Raw genomic sequence first — 17,194 nt, 5'->3', positions numbered from 1 at the left:
GCGAGGGCGAACAGGGACGGCGAGGGCGAATCAGCAGAGCGCACGGCGGGCCGAGACCGCTCCGGGAGTCGTCCGCAGCTGCACACCGAGCTGCGCGGCGACCTCCGGCGCGGTGCCGGCCAGCACATCCCGTACGGCGTCGATCACGTCGGCGGCCGACGCCGCGTTCGGGTCCAGAGCCACGCCGGCCCCGCCGCGCTCGATGGCCGCGGCCCCGGCGAACTGGTCCGTCGAGAACGGCAGCACGAGCATCGGTACGCCGAAGGTCAGCGCCTCGGTGACGCTGTTGTTGCCGCCGTGGGTGACCGCCAGCGCGGCCCGGGCCAGCAGTGCCGTCTGCGGCAGGAAGTCGCGGACCAGCCAGTCCTTGCCCGGTTCGGGGAGGTCCCGGGCCGAGCCGGTCGCGACCGCCACCCGTACGTCGAGGGAGCGCAGCGCCGTCAGCACCGTGGCCAACACGTCGCCGCGGGCCGACAGGAAGCTGCCGAAGCTGACGTAGACCACCGGCCGGTCGTCCGCGTCCAGCCAGGCCCGGATGTCGTCGGGCACCGTCTCGGTCCGCACCGCCGAGCCGAGGAAGACGTGCGGGGGCAGCAGCGCGGTACGGGCCGGGTCGTGCAGCGCCTCCGGGTAGTTGAACAGCAGCCGGTCGCCGTGCTCGGCGAGCGCGTCGGAGACCAGCGGCGCCGTCCGGGACAGGCTGCGCAACGCCACGTTCCACTCGGCGGTGAACGCGGCCCGTACGTCGCGGCAGGCCTTGTGCAGTTCGGCCAGCTCGGCGGGCGCCGGGGTGAAGGCGGCCGGCCAGTCCGTCGGGAAGCCGTAGACCTCACCGCCGACCGGCAGCGCCGACGGGTGCCCGAGGACCACGTCCGCGTGCGGCACCCGGTCCGCCGACAGGGCGAGGCGGGCGCTGAACGCGAGGTGGTCCACGATGACGTGGTCCGGGCGTACCGCGGCGACCGCCTCGCGGACCGCGTACGCGCGGCCGACCGGATCCCAGAGCAGGTCCGCGCGCCGGGCCCGGGCCTGGAAGAGCAGCGTCTCGACCAGGCCGCGCCGGGTCGCGGCGAAGAAGCCGCGCAGTGCCTCGTCCTCGCCGGCGGGCTGCTGCTCCGCCCGGATGACGCCGGGGTTGGAGCCGCGGCCCAGCGGCAGATCGGTCCAGGCGAAGCCGGCCGCCCGCACGATCGGGGCGGTCGCCGGGCCGGTTGCGACCACCACCCGCTCGCCGGCGTCCCGCCAGGCGGTCGCGAGGGTGACCAGCGGCAGCAGGTGTGAGGCGTAGTCCGGGCTGATCACCAGCAGTGTCACGGGTCGACCTCCTTGGTCACGGCGGTGTAGATCGTGCGCAGGGCGGCGGCCATCGCGCTGACCGTGAAGCCGGACCGGATCCGTTCCCGGGCCCGGTCCACCCGCGCAGCCTGGTGCGGGGCGGCCGCAAGATCAAGCCCGGCGGTCACGGCCGCGGCGAGTGCGGCCGGGTTGCTGGTGTCGACGAGCAGTCCGGTGTGCCCGTTCTCGATGTAGGTGGGCGGTCCGCCGGCGTCCGGTCCGACCACCACCAGGCCCGCGGCGAGCGCTTCGAGCAGGGCCAGGCCGAACTCCTCCTTGAGGCTGGCGCACACGTACACGCCGCCGGGGCCGATCGCCGGGGATCCGCCCGCACGGGCCAGCGCCAGCCAGCGGGCGACCTCGTCGTTGGGGCGGTGGCCGGGCAGCAGCAGGCCGTCCGCGGCGGGACTGCCGGCGACGATCGCGGCGATCTGGTCGAGCTGTTCGCGTTCATCCGGGGACGGGTCACTCAGGTCGCCGCCGACGAGGACCAGGTTGCTGCGTTGCCACAGGTGGGGGTGGTCGGCCCAGGCGCGTACCAGGGTTGCCATGCCCTTGACCCGGTGCAGGCGCCCGACGCTGAGCACCAGCGGCAGCCCCTGCCGGTGCGGCGGCAGCGCCGCGACCAGCGCCGCCAGTTCGGCCGGCTCCGCCGCCGTCTCGGCGGCCTCGATGACGGTGAGGTCGATGCCCTCAGGCACGACCGTGTAGCGGTCCGGTTCGGCGCCGACGTCGATGCCTACGAGGCGGCGCAGGTCGTCGCGGACCCGCGGGCGCGGGAAGAGCACGACGTGAGCCGCGTCGGCGGTCAGCCGCCGGACCAGGCGCGAACGGAACCAGAAGTGCTCGCGTTCGTCCATCGCGCCGAAGCCGGCCCGGTCCAGGGCGCCGCTGCGGTCGAGCGCGTCGATCGCGCCGTGCGGGTCCGGGGCCAGCGTGAACACGACCGGGATGCCGAGCTCGGTGGCCGCCTCGGCCGCGGCCAGGCTGCCGACGTCGGCCATCCGCAGGTGCAGCAGGTCGACCCGGTGGGCGCGCAACAGCCGGCGGATGCCGCGGCGGGCCGCGACCCAGGTGGGCCAGGCCGCCGCCGCGCCGACGGCCGGGCTGAGCAGCGGTACGGCCGCGAGCTGGTGACCGGGGCCGGGCCGCAGCGCGTCGAAGGCGGCGGTCGCCGTGCCCCGGGAGAGGGTCAAGGCCCGGGCGATGCCGGGTTCGGCCGCGAGGGCGTCGCCGAGACGGACCAGCAGCGTGGCGATGCCGCCGTTGTCGCCGGCTCCCGCCCGGCTGAGCTCCCGGTCCAGGTCGGCGTGCAGGAAGAGCTGAGCGACGGTCAGGCCGTCCTCCGGTACGCACCCAGCCCCGGCCGACACGAGTCCCAGGTCGAAGGCCGCAAGCCGGGCCACCGCGCCGAGCTCGCCGCCCGCCGCGAGCAGTTCGCCGACGGTTCGCGCCGCGGCCAGGTCGCCCGGGCGGTCACTGAGCGCAGCCGTGGCGGCGATCCGGACCGGGAGCGGCTCGGTGAGGTCGAGCGCGATCTCCGCGACCGCTCGCCCGGCGTGCTCACCGCCGAGCAGCCCGAGCGTCTCCACCAGCCGGGTACGGGCCGGCGTGTCCCGCTCGCCGGCCAGCGCCACCAGCAGGGCGGCGAGCACCGCGACCTCGCGGAGCCCGCCGGTGGCGTCCCACCGGGCGAGGGTCCGCTGGGCCAGCATCCCGGCGAAGCCGCCCGCCGCCACGGCCGCCACGAGCGGGTCCATCGCGTCGGTGCGCGGTGACTGCGTCATCAGAGCCCAGGAGGCGTGCTCCCGCAGGAAACCGCGCGGGTGCCGGAGCAACTGGGACAGCACCGCGCCCGCGGCGTCGTCGTCCACCGCACCCAGCGCGTGCACGGCAGCGACCGCGGTGAGCTCGTCCGGGCCGGCGATCGCCTCCCGGAGCAGGCCGATGGTGCCGGGCCCGCCCACCGCGGCGGCGGCGCGGACGCCGTCACCGAGCACCTCCACGAGGCGCGGAGCCTGGCGCACTTGCCGCAATGCCGAGGACAGAGTGGGGGGCATGACCAGGCTTCGGTGCCGGACCCGGTGGTGGATGCACCCGGGGCCGCGATGAGATCGGGGTCACCCGAGGCCGGAGCAGCCCTGACCGTTGACGGTGCAGGCCGAGGGCAGGTTGCCCGAGCCGGAACGGGAGAAGTGGAAACGCAGCGCGACCTGCCCGCGGGCAGGGACCGGCACGCCGGAGGACCAGATGAAGCTGTCCCCCGAGCGGCGCAGGGTCGCCTGCGGGGCCGACTCGACCCAGGAGGTGATCAGGTCGCCGACGGCCGGCGGGAACCGCAGCTCGACCCGCCAGTCGCTGTCCCGCCCGGACGAGTTGGCCACCAGCACCTCCCCGATGAACGCGTTGTCGTACGAGTCGACCAGCCGGTACCGGCCGCTCACCGGGCCGGGGGCAGGCGCCGGGGCGGTGGTGGCCCGGCTCGAGCTGCGAGCGGGCCGCGGCGAGGTGGTGGCCGTCGCCGGTCGCATCTGCGAGCCGGGGCGGGCGCTCGGCGGGGCTGACGCAGGCGCGGAGGACGGCTCGAGGATCGGCATCTCCGGCGTCTGGGCCGGCGTGGGGAGGAACGGCGGCGCCGGCGGCACAGCACGGACCTCGGGGGACGACGTGAAGCGGGTCGCGGCGATGATCAGCAGCGCGATCAGCGCGCAGACGCCCAGCAGCGTCGGCAGCCAGGGCAGCAGGTCCCGCAGGGCCGGCCCGCTGAGGGCACGCCTACGCTCCTGGTGCTCTCCCCGGCTGACCCGCATCGGGGATGAACCTTATCGGGATTCCGGCGCCCGGCAACCGGTGCGACGTGCGTGCGGCCGGTCGTAAGGTCGTCGCATGGGCCACGAGGTGTGGGAGGTCGGCGACGCGTACGAGGCGTACGTCGGCCGGTGGAGCCGTCCGGTCGCCCGCGAGTTCGTCAGCTGGCTCGCCGTGCCCGCCGGCCGGTCCTGGCTGGACGTCGGCTGCGGACCGGGCGCCCTGACCACGGCCGCGCTCGCCACCGCACCGGGCCGGGTCACCGGCGTCGACCGCTCGCCGGGCTTCCTGGCCGATGCCCGGTCCCGCGCCGGCGGTCCGCGGACCGGATTCGCCGCCGGTGACGCCCGCGCGCTGCCGGTGCCGGACAGCTGCTTCGACGTCGTGGTCAGCGGGCTCTGTCTCAACTTCGTGCCCGAGCCGCCCCGGGCCGCCGCCGAGTTCGCCCGGGTCACCGCGAGCGGGGGAGTGGCCGCCGCGTACGTCTGGGACTACGGCGACGGCATGGCGATGATGCGGCACTTCTGGGAGGCCGCCGTCACGCTCGATCCCGGTTCCGTGCAGTTCGACGAGGGCCGCCGCTTCGCGCTGTGCGCGCCCGGGCCGCTCGCCGAGCTGTGGTCCGGGGCGGGCTTCGACGCGGTTGCGACCAGGGCGATCGAGGTGCCGACGGTGTTCGCCGATTTCACCGACTTCTGGCGGCCGTTCCTCGGCCGGCAGGGCTCCGCTCCCGGTTACGTGGCGTCACTGACCGAGCAGCAGCGCACGGCTCTGCGGGAGCTGCTGCGTTCCCGGCTGCCGGTGGAGCCGGACGGCTCGATCCGGCTGACCGCTCGGGCCTGGGCTGTGCGGGGCACGCTCCACTAGGGAGCCGCCGCAGGCTGCGGTTTCGGGGGCGTTTCGGTCGTGCGACATCCGATGGTTGCCCTGCCCCGGCCCGGCATCTATGGTCGGTATTCATCCCCGTGATTCCCCATCGGTGACCTTCAGGCCATCGTCGAAGCGCTTCGATGAGCCGCTAACGGCTCCGCCAGGAGAGACAGACATGCGAAACAGGCCCCTGCGGCGCATCCTCGCCGTCGTCGCGCTCGCGGTGATCACGCTGCCGGCGGTGCCCGCCGCGGCCGCCGCCGAGCCGTCCTACCCGTTCCGGGATCCGCACCTGGCGCTCGACGCCCGGGTTGACGATCTGCTCGGCCGGCTCACCCTGGACGAGAAGATCTCACTGCTGCACCAGTACCAGCCGGCCGTGCCGCGGCTGGGCATCAAGATGTTCAAGGCCGGCACCGAGGCGCTGCACGGGGTGGCCTGGTCCAACGACATCGACGCCGGCGGCGCGGTGGTGACCGCGCAGGGCACCGCCTTCCCGCAGGCCGTCGGCCTGGCCAGCACCTGGGACCAGGCCCTGCTGCGCCGGGTCGGCTCGGTGGTCGGCACCGAGGCCCGCGGCTACCACGCGCAGAACCCGCGGGTGTTCGGCCTCAACCTGTGGGCGCCGGTGGTGAATCCGCTGCGCGATCCGCGCTGGGGCCGCAACGAGGAGGGCTACTCCGAGGACCCGCTGCTGACCGGCGCGATCGCCACCGCGTACGGGCGGGGGTTGCAGGGCGACGACCCGGACCACCTGCGGACCGCGCCCACGCTCAAGCACTACGCGGCGTACAACAACGAGGCCGGGCGCGATGTGACGTCGTCGAACGTGCCGCAGCGGGTGCTCAACGAGTACGAGCGCCCGGCGTACCGAATCCCGTTGCAGGCCGGCGCCGCGACCGGCGTGATGGCGTCCTACAACCTCGTCAACGGCCGTCCGGCCACCGTGGACCCCGACTTCTCCGACCTGGTCCGCGGCTGGAGCGACCGGCCGCTGTTCAACGTCAGCGACGCCGGCGCGCCGTACAACCTGACCCGGTCGCAGGCGTACTTCGCCACCCAGCCCGAGGCGGACGCCGCCGTGCTCAAGGCCGGGCTGGACAGCTTCACCGTGGACGACGGCAACGGCGGGCCGACCGTGACCGCCATCAAGGATGCCCTGGCCCAGGGACTGCTGTCCGAGGACGACATCGATGAGGCCGCCGGGCACGCGTTGAGCATCCGCTTCCGGCTGGGCGAGTTCGATCCGGACGGCGGCCCGTACGCGTCGATCACCCCCGCCGTCATCGACAGCCCGGCCCACCGCGCGCTGGCCCGCGAGACCGCCGGCAAGGCCGCGGTGCTGCTCAAGAACTCCCGCGGCGCGCTGCCGCTGCGGCCCGGCGGCAAGGTCGCCGTGGTCGGCCCGCTGGCCGACACCCTCTACACCGACTGGTACGGCGGCAAGCTGCCTTACGAGGTCACCGCCCTGGACGGCATCCGCGAGCGCGCCAAGAGCGTGACCACCAGCGACGGCGCCGACCGGATCGCCCTCAAGGACACCACCACCGGCCGGTACGTGACCGCCACCGGGACCACCGACGCCGACGCGGTCACCGCCACCGGCGCCGGCGCGGGCACCGCCGCGCAGTTCGACACGGTCGACTGGGGCCAGGGCGTCGCCACGCTGCGCAACGTCGCCAACGGCCGGTACCTCGGCTACAACTGGGGTCCGCTGCTGACCCGCGACGAGCAGCCCAACGGCTGGTTCGTGCAGCAGCAGTTCAAGCTCGAGCGGCAGGGCGACGGCAGCTACGTCCTGCACTACGCGGGCTACGAGACCAAGGAGAGCTGGTTCGGCGCGAACACGTACGTCACGGTCGGCGCGGACGGCAAGCTGGCGCTCGGTTCCGCCACCGCCGCGGGCGCCGCGCACTTCACCCGCGAGGTGATCAGCAGCGGCGTGGACGAGGCAGTCACTGCCGTGACCGGCGCCGACGCCGCGGTGGTCGTGGTCGGCAGCAACCCGTTCATCAACGGGCGCGAGGCGCACGACCGCACCACGACGGCGCTGGGGGAGAGCCAGCACGCGCTCGTCGAGGCGGTGCTCGAGGCGAATCCGCGTACGACGGTGGTGCTGCAGACCAGCTATCCCGACTCGATCGCCTGGGAGCAGGAGCACGTACCGGCGATCCTGTGGACCACCCACGCCGGCGCCGAGACCGGCCACGCCGTGGCCGACGTGCTCTTCGGCGACGTCAACCCGGCCGGGCGGGTCACCCAGACCTGGCCCCGCTCGGACGACCAGCTCCCCGCCGACCTGCTGAACTACGACATCATCGCCTCGGAGCAGACCTACCTGTACAGCAGGCAGCGGCCGCTCTACGCGTTCGGCCACGGCCTGTCGTACACGAAGTTCCGCTACTCACCGCTGCGCGCCCGCACGTCCGGCGGCACTGTGACCGTGCGTGTCGACGTGACCAACACCGGGACCCGCGCCGGGGACGAGGTCGTGCAGCTCTACAGCCACCAGCGCACCTCGCGGGACAAGCAGCCGGTCAAGCAGCTGCGGGCGTTCCAGCGGGTGAGTCTCGCGCCCGGCGCCACGAGGACCGTCACGCTGAGCTTCCCGCTCGCCGACCTCGCGCACTGGGACGTCACCCGGGGCCGCTGGGTGCTCGAGTCGTCCGTGCACGACCTGCTCGCCGGCTCCTCGTCGGCGGACATCCGGCAGCGCGGCTCGCTGCGGGTGCGTGGCGAGACGATCCCGGCCCGGGACCTGACCCGGACCACCCGGGCGGAGAGCTTCGACGCGTACGGCGGTGCGCAGCTCGTCGATGAGAGCAAGCCGCGCGGCACCGCGGTGGGCGCCGCGAAAGCCGGCGACTGGATCGCGTTCGAGGACTCGCGGCTCGGTACGGCCTTCACCGCCCGGGTGGCCAAGGCGAGCGCGGGCCCGGGCACCGTCGAGGTCCGCCTCGGTTCACCGACCGGCCGGTTGCTGGGTACGGCCACCGTGGCGAGCACCGGCGACAAGTACACCTATGCCACGGTCAACGCCCAGCTGGACCGGGTCCGTGGCCGGCACGACGTGTATCTGGTCCTGAGCGACGGGGTACGGCTGGCCACCTTCCGGGCCGCCGGGTGATCACCGGCACCCCGGCGCGGCGGTGCCGGGGTGCACGTGGTGACGGTCAGTAGGATCGGCAGGCCGACAGCGAGCAGAACGGGGAGGGCGATGCCGACGATCAGCGACGTCGCCCGGGCGGCGGGCGTCTCGATGAGCACGGTCTCGTACGTGCTCAGCGGGCGCCGGCCGATCTCCGCCGAGACCCAGGCCCGGGTCAAGGCGGCCATCGCCGAGCTGGGTTACCACCCGCACGCCGGGGCCCGCGCCCTGGCCAGCAGCCGCACGAGCGTGCTGGCCCTGGTGGTGCCGTTGCGGGTGGACGTCAGCGTGCCGGTCATCATGCAGTTCGTGACGGCGGTGGTGACCGCGGCGCGCACGTACAACCACGACGTGCTGCTGCTGACCAAGGACGAGGGCACGGCGGGCCTGGAACGGGTCGCCGGCGCCACCATGGTCGACGCGCTGATCGTGATGGACGTCGAGCGGGACGACGTCCGGATCCCGGCGCTGGGCCGGCTCAAGCAGCCCTCGGTGCTGATCGGGCTGCCCGACGACGCGGCCGGCATCGCCTGCGTCGACCTGGACTTCGCGGCCACCGCCGCCGAGTGCCTGCGGCACCTGGCCGGGCACGGGCACCGCAGAATCGCCCTCGTCGGCCCCTCCCCGGCGGTGTACGAGCGCGGCACCACGTACGCCTCCCGGTTCCTGACCGGCTTCACCGATGCTGCCGCCGAGCTGGGGCTCGACACCGTGGCCCATCCGTGCGGGCCGGGCGCCGCGGGGGTGCGCGAGTGCCTCGCCGAGATCGACGCCGAGCTGCCTGAGGTGTCGGCGCTGGTGGTGCACAACGAGGAGGCGCTGGTGCCGCTGCTGGAGGAGCTGCGCGCCAGCGGCCGCCGGGTGCCCGAGGATCTGTCCATCGTCGCGGTGTGCCCGCGCGACGTGGCGGTGAGCCTGCCGGTACGGCTGACCTCGGCCGACATCCCCGCCCACGACGTCGGGACGCTGGCCGTGGAGACGGCGATGAACCTGCTGGACGGCCGCCGTACGCCGGGCACCCGGTTGCTGGCGCCGACCATCGTCGAGCGGGACAGCTGCTCTTCCCGCGACTGAGGAAATCTCGCCGTCACACTGTTGACATGTAGGTGAGCCGTTCCCTAGCGTCTGCCCAAGCCCCATCGTCGAAGCGCTTCGACGGCTACGTGTCGAAGCGCTTCGACGAAACACGGTTTCCCCTGGGAGGACGGCATGGTCAGATCCCGTATGAGCCTCGCCGCGGGCGCGCTGCTACTGGCGGCGTCCCTCGGCCTTACCGCGTGCAGTGATTCCGGCTCCAGTGACGAGGGCGCCGACGCCAAGACTTTGACTCTGTGGCACTACGAGGGCCCCACCAGCGCCATGGGCGTCGCCTGGGCCAAGGCGATCGAGCTGTTCAAGGCTAGCCACCCCGGCGTCGAGGTGAAGTTCGAGGAGAAGAGCTTCGAGCAGATCCAGCAGAACGCCGGCATGATCCTCAACTCCGACAGCACCCCGGACATCCTCGAGTACAACAAGGGCAACGCCACCGCCGGCCTGCTGTCCAAGCAGGGCCTGCTCACCGACCTCACCGAGGAGTCGGAGAAGCGGGGCTGGGACAAGAAGCTGAGCCCGAGCCTGCAGACCACCACCAAGTACGACGGCGACGGCATCATGGGCAGCGGCAAGACGTTCGGCGTGCCCAACTACGGCGAGTACGTGATGGTCTACTACAACAAGGACCTGTTCACCAAGCACAAGGTCGCCGTGCCCACCACGCTGGCCGAGTTCGAGGCCGCGATGGACACCTTCGTCAAGGCCAAGGTCACGCCGCTGTCGGTCGGCGGCGCCGAGTATCCGGCCCAGCAGATCTTCTATGAGCTGGCCCTGTCCAAGGCCAACCGGGCCTTCGTGGACGACTACCAGCTCTACAAGAACAAGGTCAACTTCCAGGGCCCGGAGCTCACCTTCGGCGCGCAGACCTTCGCCGACTGGGTCAAGAAGGGCTACATCGCCAAGAACTCGGCCGGCATCAAGGCCGAGGACATGGGCGTCGCCTTCACCCAGGGCAAGTTCCCGATCATGATCTCGGGCAGCTGGTGGTACGGCCGGTTCTCCTCCGAGATCAAGAACTTCCAGTGGGGCACGTTCCTGTTCCCCGGCAACACGCTGCACCCCGGCTCCAGCGGCAACCTGTGGGTGGTGCCGACCAAGAGCAAGGCCAAGAGCCTGGCGTACGACTTCATCGACATCACCATGCAGCCCGAGGTGCAGAACCTGCTCGGCAACAACGGTGGCGTCCCGGTCGCGGCGGACACCGCGGGGATCACCGACGCGAAGAACAAGGAGCTCATCGACAACTTCGCCAAGATCTCCTCCAGTGACGGGCTGGCGTTCTACCCGGACTGGCCCGCGCCCGGCTACTACGACGTCATGGTCGGCGGCGTGCAGGGGCTGATCAACGGCTCGAAGACCCCGCAGCAGATGCTCGACGAGGTCGCCAAGCCGTACCAGGACAACCTGACCGACCTGGGCAAATGAGCCGGCAGGGAGGCCGGCACACCGCCGGGTTCGGTTGGTACCTCGTCCCGGGGGTGCTGGCCTCCCTCGCGGTGATCGTGGTGCCCCTGGTGATGACCGTCGGCATCAGCTTCACCCGCTGGTCCGGCATCGGCAGCCCGGTGTGGGTCGGTTTCGAGAACTACACCCGGCTGTTCCACGACGAGCGGTTCTGGGCCTCGTTCGGGCACATCCTGCTGCTGATCATCGCGATGGCGGTGATCCCCACTCTGCTCGGCCTGCTGATGGCGGCGGTGCTGTTCGACTACATCGCCAAGATCTTCGGGCCGCGCTGGGCCAGCGTGTTCCGCTCCGGGTTCTACCTGCCGCAGGTGCTGCCGGTCGCGGTGACCGGCATCGTCTGGGGCTGGATCCTGCACCCGAGCTACGGCGCGCTGAACCGGATCCTGGACTCTGTCGGACTCTCCTCGCTGAGCCGCAACTGGCTCGGCGACCCGAAGTACGCGCTCTACAGCGTGATGGCGGTGATGGTCTGGTTCCAGCTCGGCTACCCGATCGTCATGTTCATGTCCGGCCTGCAGCGCATCGACCCCGAGCTGTACGAGGCGGCCGACCTGGACGGGGCCGGCTGGTGGCAGCGGTTCCGGCACATCACCGTCTACCTGATCAAACCGGAGTTCTACGTGGTGCTGGTGACCACCACCATCGCGGCGCTGAAGATCTTCGGGCAGATCTTCGTGCTGACCCGGGGCGGGCCGAGCAACGCGACCTTGGTGCCGTCGTACTTCGCTTGGCAGAACTTCTTCCAGAAGGCCCAGGTCGGCTACGGCTCGGCGATCTCCACAGTGCTCACGGTCCTGATCGTGGTGCTGGCGTTCGTCTTCCTGCGCCTGCAGACCCGCGACGAGCGCAAGGGAGCCTGACATGACCGCTCTGGCCACCGCACCCGAGAAGCAGGCGGCCCCCACGCAGGCGGGGGTCAACCGGCGGCGGTACCCGGCCCGCTACATCGTGCTGGGCGTGCTGGTCATCCTGCTGCTGCTCGTCGTGGCGCCGCTGCTGGTCGTCGCGCTCAACGCGGTCAAGAGCCCGGCCGACTACGCGAGCAACGGGCCGCTGTCCATCCCGGAGTCGCTGCACTGGGACGGCATCGTCGACTTCTGGCAGCGGGTGGACTTCAGCCGCAAGCTGCTCAACAGCTTCATCACCAGCGCCGTCGTGTCGGTGCTGGCGGTGATCCTGTCGGTCCTCAACGCGTACGCGCTGGGCATCGGCCGGGTCCGCGGCCGGGTCTGGTTCCTGGTCTTCTTCCTGGTCGCCAACCTGCTGCCGCAGGAGGTGCTGGTCTACCCGCTGTACTACCTGTCCAAGAGCCTGCACCTGTACGACAGCCTGTTCTCGATCATCATCATCTTCACGGTGATCCAGAGCGCGTTCGGCACGTACCTGCTCTCCTCGGTCTACGCCGAGTTCCCGACCGAACTGCTCGACGCCGCCGCGGTCGACGGGGCCGGCCGCTTCCGCACGCTGTGGCGGGTCGTCGTGCCGGTCAGCCGGCCGACGCTGGCCGTGCTGTTCACGTTCTTCTTCATCTGGACGTGGAACGAGTTCTTCCTGCCGCTGGTCTTCCTGATCTCCAACGCCAACCAGACCGTCCCGGTCGCGCTCGGCGTGCTCCAGGGCGACCGGCAGATGGACGCCACGACCACCAGCGCCTCGGCGCTGATCGGCATCCTGCCCGCGATGCTGTTCTTCCTCATCTTCCAGCGCACCCTCACCCGCGGCATCACCGCCGGCGCCATCAAGTAGTCCGCCGAAGGCCCCGAAGCAGTAAAGGATTGTGCATGAAGTTCACCGACGGTTACTGGCGCAAGCGTGACGGCCTGACGGTGCTGCACCCGGTGCAGTTGCAGGACACGTCGGCCGGCGCCGGCACGCTGACCGCCTTCGCCACCGCCAAGCGGGTGCAGGGGCGCGGGGACACCCTGGACGCCCCGATCATCACGGTGACGTGCTCGGCGCCGGCGCCCGACGTCATCCGGGTGTCGATCAGCCACTTCGCCGGCCACCGGCCGCGTAAGCCGGACTTCGAGATCGCCGCCGACCCGGACTTCCAGGCGCAGGTGCACGGCAACGAGCTCACCTCGAGCGCGCTCACCGCCCGTTTCGCCGACGGCGACGCGTGGCGGCTGGACTTCCTGGCCGACGGCAAGCGCCTCACCGGCAGCGGGTGGAAGGGCATGGGGGTCGTCGACACCGCCGAGGGCGAGCACTACGTGCACGAGCAGCTCGACCTCGGCGTGGGGGAGGCCGTCTACGGGCTCGGCGAGCGCTTCGGCCCGCTGGTCAAGAACGGCCAGACCGTCGACATCTGGAACGAGGACGGCGGCACCAGCAGCGAGCAGGCGTACAAGAACGTGCCGTTCTACCTGACCAACCGCGGCTACGGCGTGCTGGTCGACCACCCCGGCAAGGTGTCCTTCGAGGTCGGCTCCGAGCTGGTCTCCCGCACCCAGTTCAGCGTGGCCGGGCAGTCACTGTCCTATCTGGTCATCTACGGCCCCACCCCGGCCGACATCCTGCGCAAGTACACCGCGCTGACCGGGCGACCGGCCCTGCCGCCGGCCTGGTCCTTCGGGCTGTGGCTGACCACCTCGTTCACCACCTCCTACGACGAGGAGACGGTGACCAGCTTCGTCGACGGGATGGCCGAGCGGGACCTGCCGCTGAGCGTCTTCCACTTCGACACGTTCTGGATGCGCGAGTTCAGCTGGTGCGACTTCGAGTGGGACGCGCGGATCTTCCCCGACCCGCCGGGCATGCTCAAGCGGCTCTCCGACCGGGGACTGCGGACCTGCGTGTGGATCAACCCGTACATCGCGCAGCGCTCGTCGCTGTTCGCCGAGGGCATGGCGGCCGGCTACCTGGTGCGCAAGCCGGACGGCGACGTGTGGCAGTGGGACCGCTGGCAGGCCGGGATGGCGCTGGTCGACTTCACCAACCCGGACGCCTGCGAGTGGTACGCCGGCAAGCTGCGGGCCCTGCTGGAGATGGGCGTCGACGCGTTCAAGTCCGACTTCGGTGAGCGCATCCCGCTCGACGTGGTCTGGCACGACGGCTCGGACCCGGAACGGATGCACAACTACTACACCCAGCTCTACAACCGGGTGGTCTTCGACGTGCTGCGCGAGCACCGCGGCGAGGGCGAAGCCGTGGTGTACGCGCGCTCCGCGACCGTCGGCGGCCAGCAGTTCCCGGTGCACTGGGGCGGCGACAACTCCTCCACGTACGAGTCGATGGCGGAGAGCCTGCGCGGCGGGCTGTCCCTGGCGGCCTCGGGTTTCGGCTTCTGGAGCCACGACATCGGCGGCTTCGAGGGGCTGCCGGACCCGGCGGTGTTCAAGCGCTGGATCCCGTTCGGGCTGCTCTCCTCGCACAGCCGGCTGCACGGCAACCAGACGTACCGGGTGCCGTGGCTGTTCGACGAGGAGGCCGTCGACGTGCTGCGCTCGTTCACCCGGCTGAAGCTGTCGCTGATGCCGTACCTGTTCGAAGCCGCCGGGCGCGCGCACCGCGAGGGCCTGCCGGTGATGCGGCCGATGGTCTTCGGTTTCCCGGACGACCCGGCCGTCACGCACCTGGACCGGCAGTACCTGCTCGGCGACAACCTGCTGGTCGCGCCGGTGTTCAGCGAGGCGGGGGACACGTCGTACTACGTGCCGGCCGGGCGCTGGACCCGGTTCGGCACCGGGGAGGTCGTCGAGGGGCCGGGCTGGGTGCACGAGACGCACGGCTTCGCCAGCGTGCCGCTGCTGGTGCGCCCGGACTCGGTGCTGGCGATCGGGGCCCGCACGGACCGGCCGGACTACGACTACCGCGACGGCATCACGCTGCAGCTCTACGAGCTGGCCGAGGGCACCCGGACGACGACCGTGCCGGGGCCGGCGGGGGAGCCGGCGACGACCTTCGAGGTGACCCGGTCGGGCGGCACCGTGCGGGTCGCCCGCAGCGGGGCGGCGGCGCAGTGGCGGGTGCGTGCCGGTGACGTGGTGGCCGACGTGGACGCCGACGTGGCGACCTGCGAGCTGCGTCTGCCGTAAAGGTCGGACATCGGGTCGGTGGGGCGGGCAATTCCCGCCCCACCACCGCGTTTCGGGCGTGCTACCACGTTGTCACCGTCCATGAACACCTTGTTACAGAAGATTGCTCTCCTCCCCTCGCGCCTGCCAGCGATATCTGGCAATGTCGGGGTCAGGGCTGTGAGCTGGGCCACTTTGAGCCAGCGGTTTGCCCGGACGGAGGATCGATGATGATTCCACGACCGACGACGCCCCGGCGGCCGTCACGGTGGACCGCGATGATCGGGGTGACGGCCCTCTTCGCCTCGCTCGCGGCTTGCTCCAGCGGACCTGAGGGCACGGTGGTCAACCTCTACGGCGGAGCCAGCGGCACCGGCTTCGACAAGATCATCGCCGACTGCAACAAACAGGCGGCCGGCCGTTACACCATCGTCGGCAATCTGCTCCCCAGCGATGCCGACGGCCAGCGCGACCAGTTCGTCCGGCGGCTCGCCGCCAAGGACGACGGCATGGACCTTCTCGGCATGGACGTCACCTGGACCGCGGAGTTCGCCGAGGCCAAGTGGATCCGCGAACTGACCGGGGAACAGAAGGCCCAGGCGACCAAGGACACCCTCCAGCCGCCGATCGACACGGCGACCTGGAAGGACAAGCTCTACGGCGTACCGCGCACGACCAACGTGCAGCTGCTGTGGTACCGCAAGTCGCTGGTGCCTACCCCGCCCAAGACCTTCGACGAGATGATCGCGATGGCCCAGCAGCTCAAGGCCCAGGGCAAGCCCTACGAGATCGGGCTCACCGCGGCCCAGTACGAGGGCTACGTGGTCAACGTCAACAACCTGATCACCGCGTACGGCGGCACGCTGGTCAACGAGGACAGCTCCGAGCCCACCATCGACGACAAGACCGTGCAGGCGCTGACGCTGCTGCGCAAGCTCGCCACCTCGGGAGTCACGAGCGCGTCGCTGTCCAACGCCCAGGAGCCCGAGGTCTTCGCCGACCTGCAGGCCGAACGGTCCGCCTTCTCGCTCAACTGGCCGTACGTGCTCAGTGCCATGCGTGAGGCCAACCCGGACCTGGTCGACGACCTCGGTTACGCGCCCTACCCGTCGGTCGACGGCGGGCCGCCCAAGGTGACGCTGGGCGGGATGAACTACGCCATCAGCACCTACAGCAAGCATCCGGAGGAGTCGTTCGAAGCGGCCATGTGCCTGCGCAACGAGAAGAACGCGCTCAGCGCCGCTCTCGACGCCGGTGACGTGCCGGCGCTCGCCACGGTCTTCGAGCTCCCGGAGTTCAAGAAGGCGTACCCGATGGCCGACGTCATGCGGACCGAGCTGGAGGCCGCCGTGCCCCGCCCGGTGTCACCGGTGTACCAGAACATCTCGACGCTCGTATCCACCACGCTGTCCCCGCCGCAGAGCATCAACCCGCAGAAGGCGGCGGACGAGCTGCGCGACTCCATCAAGGACGCGATCGAGGGCAAGGGGATCGTGCCATGACCGCTACACCGACCGCGGCAGCCGCTGAGGCGGCCGAGGACCGCATGGATGATGGCACCACCGAGATCGCCCGCCAGCGCCACACCGACGCCAAACGGGCCGAGCGCAAGCTGGGGCTGATGCTGGTCGGCCCGGCCGTGGTGATCATGCTCGCGGTGGCCGCCTACCCGATCATCTACGCGTTCTGGCTCTCGCTGAACAAGGCGGACCTGCGCCAGCCGGACGCCAACAAGTTCATCTGGTTCGACAACTACGTCACCGTGCTGTCCAGCCCGATCTGGTGGACCGCGTTCGGCGTCACCATGCTGATCACCATCGTCGGCGCCACCCTCGAGCTGATCCTCGGCATGCTGCTCGCGATCGTCATGCACCGCACGATCGTCGGACGGGGGCTGGTGCGCACCTCGGCGCTGGTGCCGTACGCGATCGTCACCGTGGTGGCGGCGTTCTCCTGGCGCTTCGCCTGGACCCAGGGGCTGGGCTGGCTGGCCCCGGAGAACTCGGCGCCGCTGACCGAGTTCTGGCCGTCGATCGGGATCATCATCCTGGCCGAGGTCTGGAAGACCGTCCCGTTCATGGCGCTGCTGCTGATGGCCGGCCTGGCGCTGGTGCCCGAGGACCTGCTCAAGGCCGCCTCGATGGACGGCGCGAGCCCGTGGAAACGGTTCTGGCTGGTGACCGTGCCGCTGATCAAGCCGGCCATCCTGGTCGCCCTGCTGTTCCGCACCCTGGACGCGTTCCGGGTGTTCGACAACATCTTCATCCTCACCAGCGGGTCCAACAAGACCAGCTCGGTGTCGATGGTCGCCTACAGCAACCTGATCCGGGGGCTCAACCTCGGCATCGGGTCGGCGATGTCGGTGCTGATCTTCATCACCACCGGGATCATCGCGTTCGCGTTCATCAAGTTCTTCGGGGCGGCAGCGCCCGGATCCGACGCTGAGGGGAGGCGGTAG

General features: G+C 71.2%; 12 protein-coding genes. 9 read left to right on the top strand and 3 right to left on the bottom strand.

Annotation, left to right across the window (positions count from 1 at the left end):
- Positions 1-30: 30 nt before the first annotated feature.
- The 3 genes from ACQP2Y_RS26205 to ACQP2Y_RS26195 are packed head-to-tail and all read right to left on the bottom strand — an operon-like array spanning position 31 to position 4,145.
- Entirely contained in the window at positions 31-1,314 is a 1,284-nt protein-coding gene (locus ACQP2Y_RS26205) for a glycosyltransferase (RefSeq protein ID WP_433717680.1), read from the bottom strand.
- A complete protein-coding gene (locus tag ACQP2Y_RS26200; RefSeq protein ID WP_433717679.1) occupies positions 1,311-3,395 on the bottom strand; it encodes a glycosyltransferase in 2,085 nt (694 codons plus the stop codon). The genes ACQP2Y_RS26205 and ACQP2Y_RS26200 overlap by 4 nt, the downstream gene beginning before the upstream one ends.
- Before the next feature lie 60 nt (positions 3,396-3,455).
- Positions 3,456-4,145: a hypothetical protein gene (locus tag ACQP2Y_RS26195; protein WP_433717678.1), complete on the bottom strand. Its 690-nt coding sequence runs from the start codon at positions 4,143-4,145 to the stop codon at positions 3,456-3,458.
- Positions 4,146-4,221: 76 nt separating this feature from the next.
- On the opposite strand from ACQP2Y_RS26195, the gene ACQP2Y_RS26190 reads away from it, so the two are divergent.
- The 9 genes from ACQP2Y_RS26190 to ACQP2Y_RS26150 all read left to right on the top strand — a co-directional run bounded on the left by ACQP2Y_RS26190 (position 4,222) and on the right by ACQP2Y_RS26150 (position 17,194).
- Positions 4,222-5,010, top strand: a complete 789-nt coding sequence (locus tag ACQP2Y_RS26190) for a class I SAM-dependent methyltransferase (RefSeq protein ID WP_433717677.1) — start codon at positions 4,222-4,224, stop codon at positions 5,008-5,010.
- Between the two features lie 178 nt (positions 5,011-5,188).
- Complete coding sequence (locus tag ACQP2Y_RS26185; protein WP_433717676.1) at positions 5,189-8,140, top strand: glycoside hydrolase family 3 C-terminal domain-containing protein; 2,952 nt, start codon at positions 5,189-5,191, stop codon at positions 8,138-8,140.
- Between the two features lie 90 nt (positions 8,141-8,230).
- On the top strand, positions 8,231-9,235 hold the full coding sequence (locus ACQP2Y_RS26180) for a LacI family DNA-binding transcriptional regulator (RefSeq protein WP_433717675.1): 1,005 nt from the start codon (positions 8,231-8,233) through the stop codon (positions 9,233-9,235).
- A gap of 135 nt (positions 9,236-9,370) precedes the next feature.
- Positions 9,371-10,678: an extracellular solute-binding protein gene (locus tag ACQP2Y_RS26175; protein ID WP_433717674.1), complete on the top strand. Its 1,308-nt coding sequence runs from the start codon at positions 9,371-9,373 to the stop codon at positions 10,676-10,678.
- Positions 10,675-11,580 carry a carbohydrate ABC transporter permease gene (locus tag ACQP2Y_RS26170; RefSeq protein WP_433717673.1) on the top strand — a complete coding sequence of 302 codons (906 nt, stop codon included), beginning with the start codon at positions 10,675-10,677 and terminating at the stop codon, positions 11,578-11,580. Before ACQP2Y_RS26175 ends, ACQP2Y_RS26170 begins: the two co-directional genes overlap by 4 nt.
- 1 nt (position 11,581) lies before the next feature.
- Positions 11,582-12,466, top strand: a complete 885-nt coding sequence (locus ACQP2Y_RS26165; protein ID WP_433717672.1) for a carbohydrate ABC transporter permease — start codon at positions 11,582-11,584, stop codon at positions 12,464-12,466.
- A 35-nt stretch (positions 12,467-12,501) separates the two neighbouring features.
- Positions 12,502-14,757: an alpha-xylosidase gene (yicI, locus tag ACQP2Y_RS26160; RefSeq protein WP_433717671.1), complete on the top strand. Its 2,256-nt coding sequence runs from the start codon at positions 12,502-12,504 to the stop codon at positions 14,755-14,757.
- A gap of 257 nt (positions 14,758-15,014) precedes the next feature.
- The gene (locus ACQP2Y_RS26155; protein WP_433717670.1) at positions 15,015-16,238 is read left to right on the top strand and encodes an ABC transporter substrate-binding protein; all 1,224 of its coding nucleotides are present in this window, start codon (positions 15,015-15,017) and stop codon (positions 16,236-16,238) included.
- The gene (locus ACQP2Y_RS26150) at positions 16,235-17,194 is read left to right on the top strand and encodes a carbohydrate ABC transporter permease (protein WP_433717669.1); all 960 of its coding nucleotides are present in this window, start codon (positions 16,235-16,237) and stop codon (positions 17,192-17,194) included. Before ACQP2Y_RS26155 ends, ACQP2Y_RS26150 begins: the two co-directional genes overlap by 4 nt.

This window comes from Actinoplanes sp. CA-051413 (genome assembly GCF_050955795.1).
GTDB lineage: Bacteria > Actinomycetota > Actinomycetes > Mycobacteriales > Micromonosporaceae > Actinoplanes.
The sequence above is the reverse complement of the archived record's forward strand: the minus strand, read 5'-3'. Positions and strand labels throughout refer to the sequence as shown.

Excerpts from the sequence above, each read along its gene's own strand:
- ACQP2Y_RS26200 (WP_433717679.1), bottom strand. The coding sequence starts at position 3,395 with ATGCCCCCCACTCTGTCCTCGGCATTGCGGCAAGTGCGCCAGGCTCCG.
- ACQP2Y_RS26175 (WP_433717674.1), top strand. The coding sequence starts at position 9,371 with ATGGTCAGATCCCGTATGAGCCTCGCCGCGGGCGCGCTGCTACTGGCG.
- yicI (WP_433717671.1), top strand. The coding sequence starts at position 12,502 with ATGAAGTTCACCGACGGTTACTGGCGCAAGCGTGACGGCCTGACGGTG.
- ACQP2Y_RS26190 (WP_433717677.1), top strand. The coding sequence starts at position 4,222 with ATGGGCCACGAGGTGTGGGAGGTCGGCGACGCGTACGAGGCGTACGTC.
- ACQP2Y_RS26150 (WP_433717669.1), top strand. The coding sequence starts at position 16,235 with ATGACCGCTACACCGACCGCGGCAGCCGCTGAGGCGGCCGAGGACCGC.
- ACQP2Y_RS26165 (WP_433717672.1), top strand. The coding sequence starts at position 11,582 with ATGACCGCTCTGGCCACCGCACCCGAGAAGCAGGCGGCCCCCACGCAG.
- ACQP2Y_RS26155 (WP_433717670.1), top strand. The coding sequence starts at position 15,015 with ATGATCGGGGTGACGGCCCTCTTCGCCTCGCTCGCGGCTTGCTCCAGC.
- ACQP2Y_RS26180 (WP_433717675.1), top strand. The coding sequence starts at position 8,231 with ATGCCGACGATCAGCGACGTCGCCCGGGCGGCGGGCGTCTCGATGAGC.
- ACQP2Y_RS26195 (WP_433717678.1), bottom strand. The coding sequence starts at position 4,145 with ATGCGGGTCAGCCGGGGAGAGCACCAGGAGCGTAGGCGTGCCCTCAGC.
- ACQP2Y_RS26170 (WP_433717673.1), top strand. The coding sequence starts at position 10,675 with ATGAGCCGGCAGGGAGGCCGGCACACCGCCGGGTTCGGTTGGTACCTC.
- ACQP2Y_RS26185 (WP_433717676.1), top strand. The coding sequence starts at position 5,189 with ATGCGAAACAGGCCCCTGCGGCGCATCCTCGCCGTCGTCGCGCTCGCG.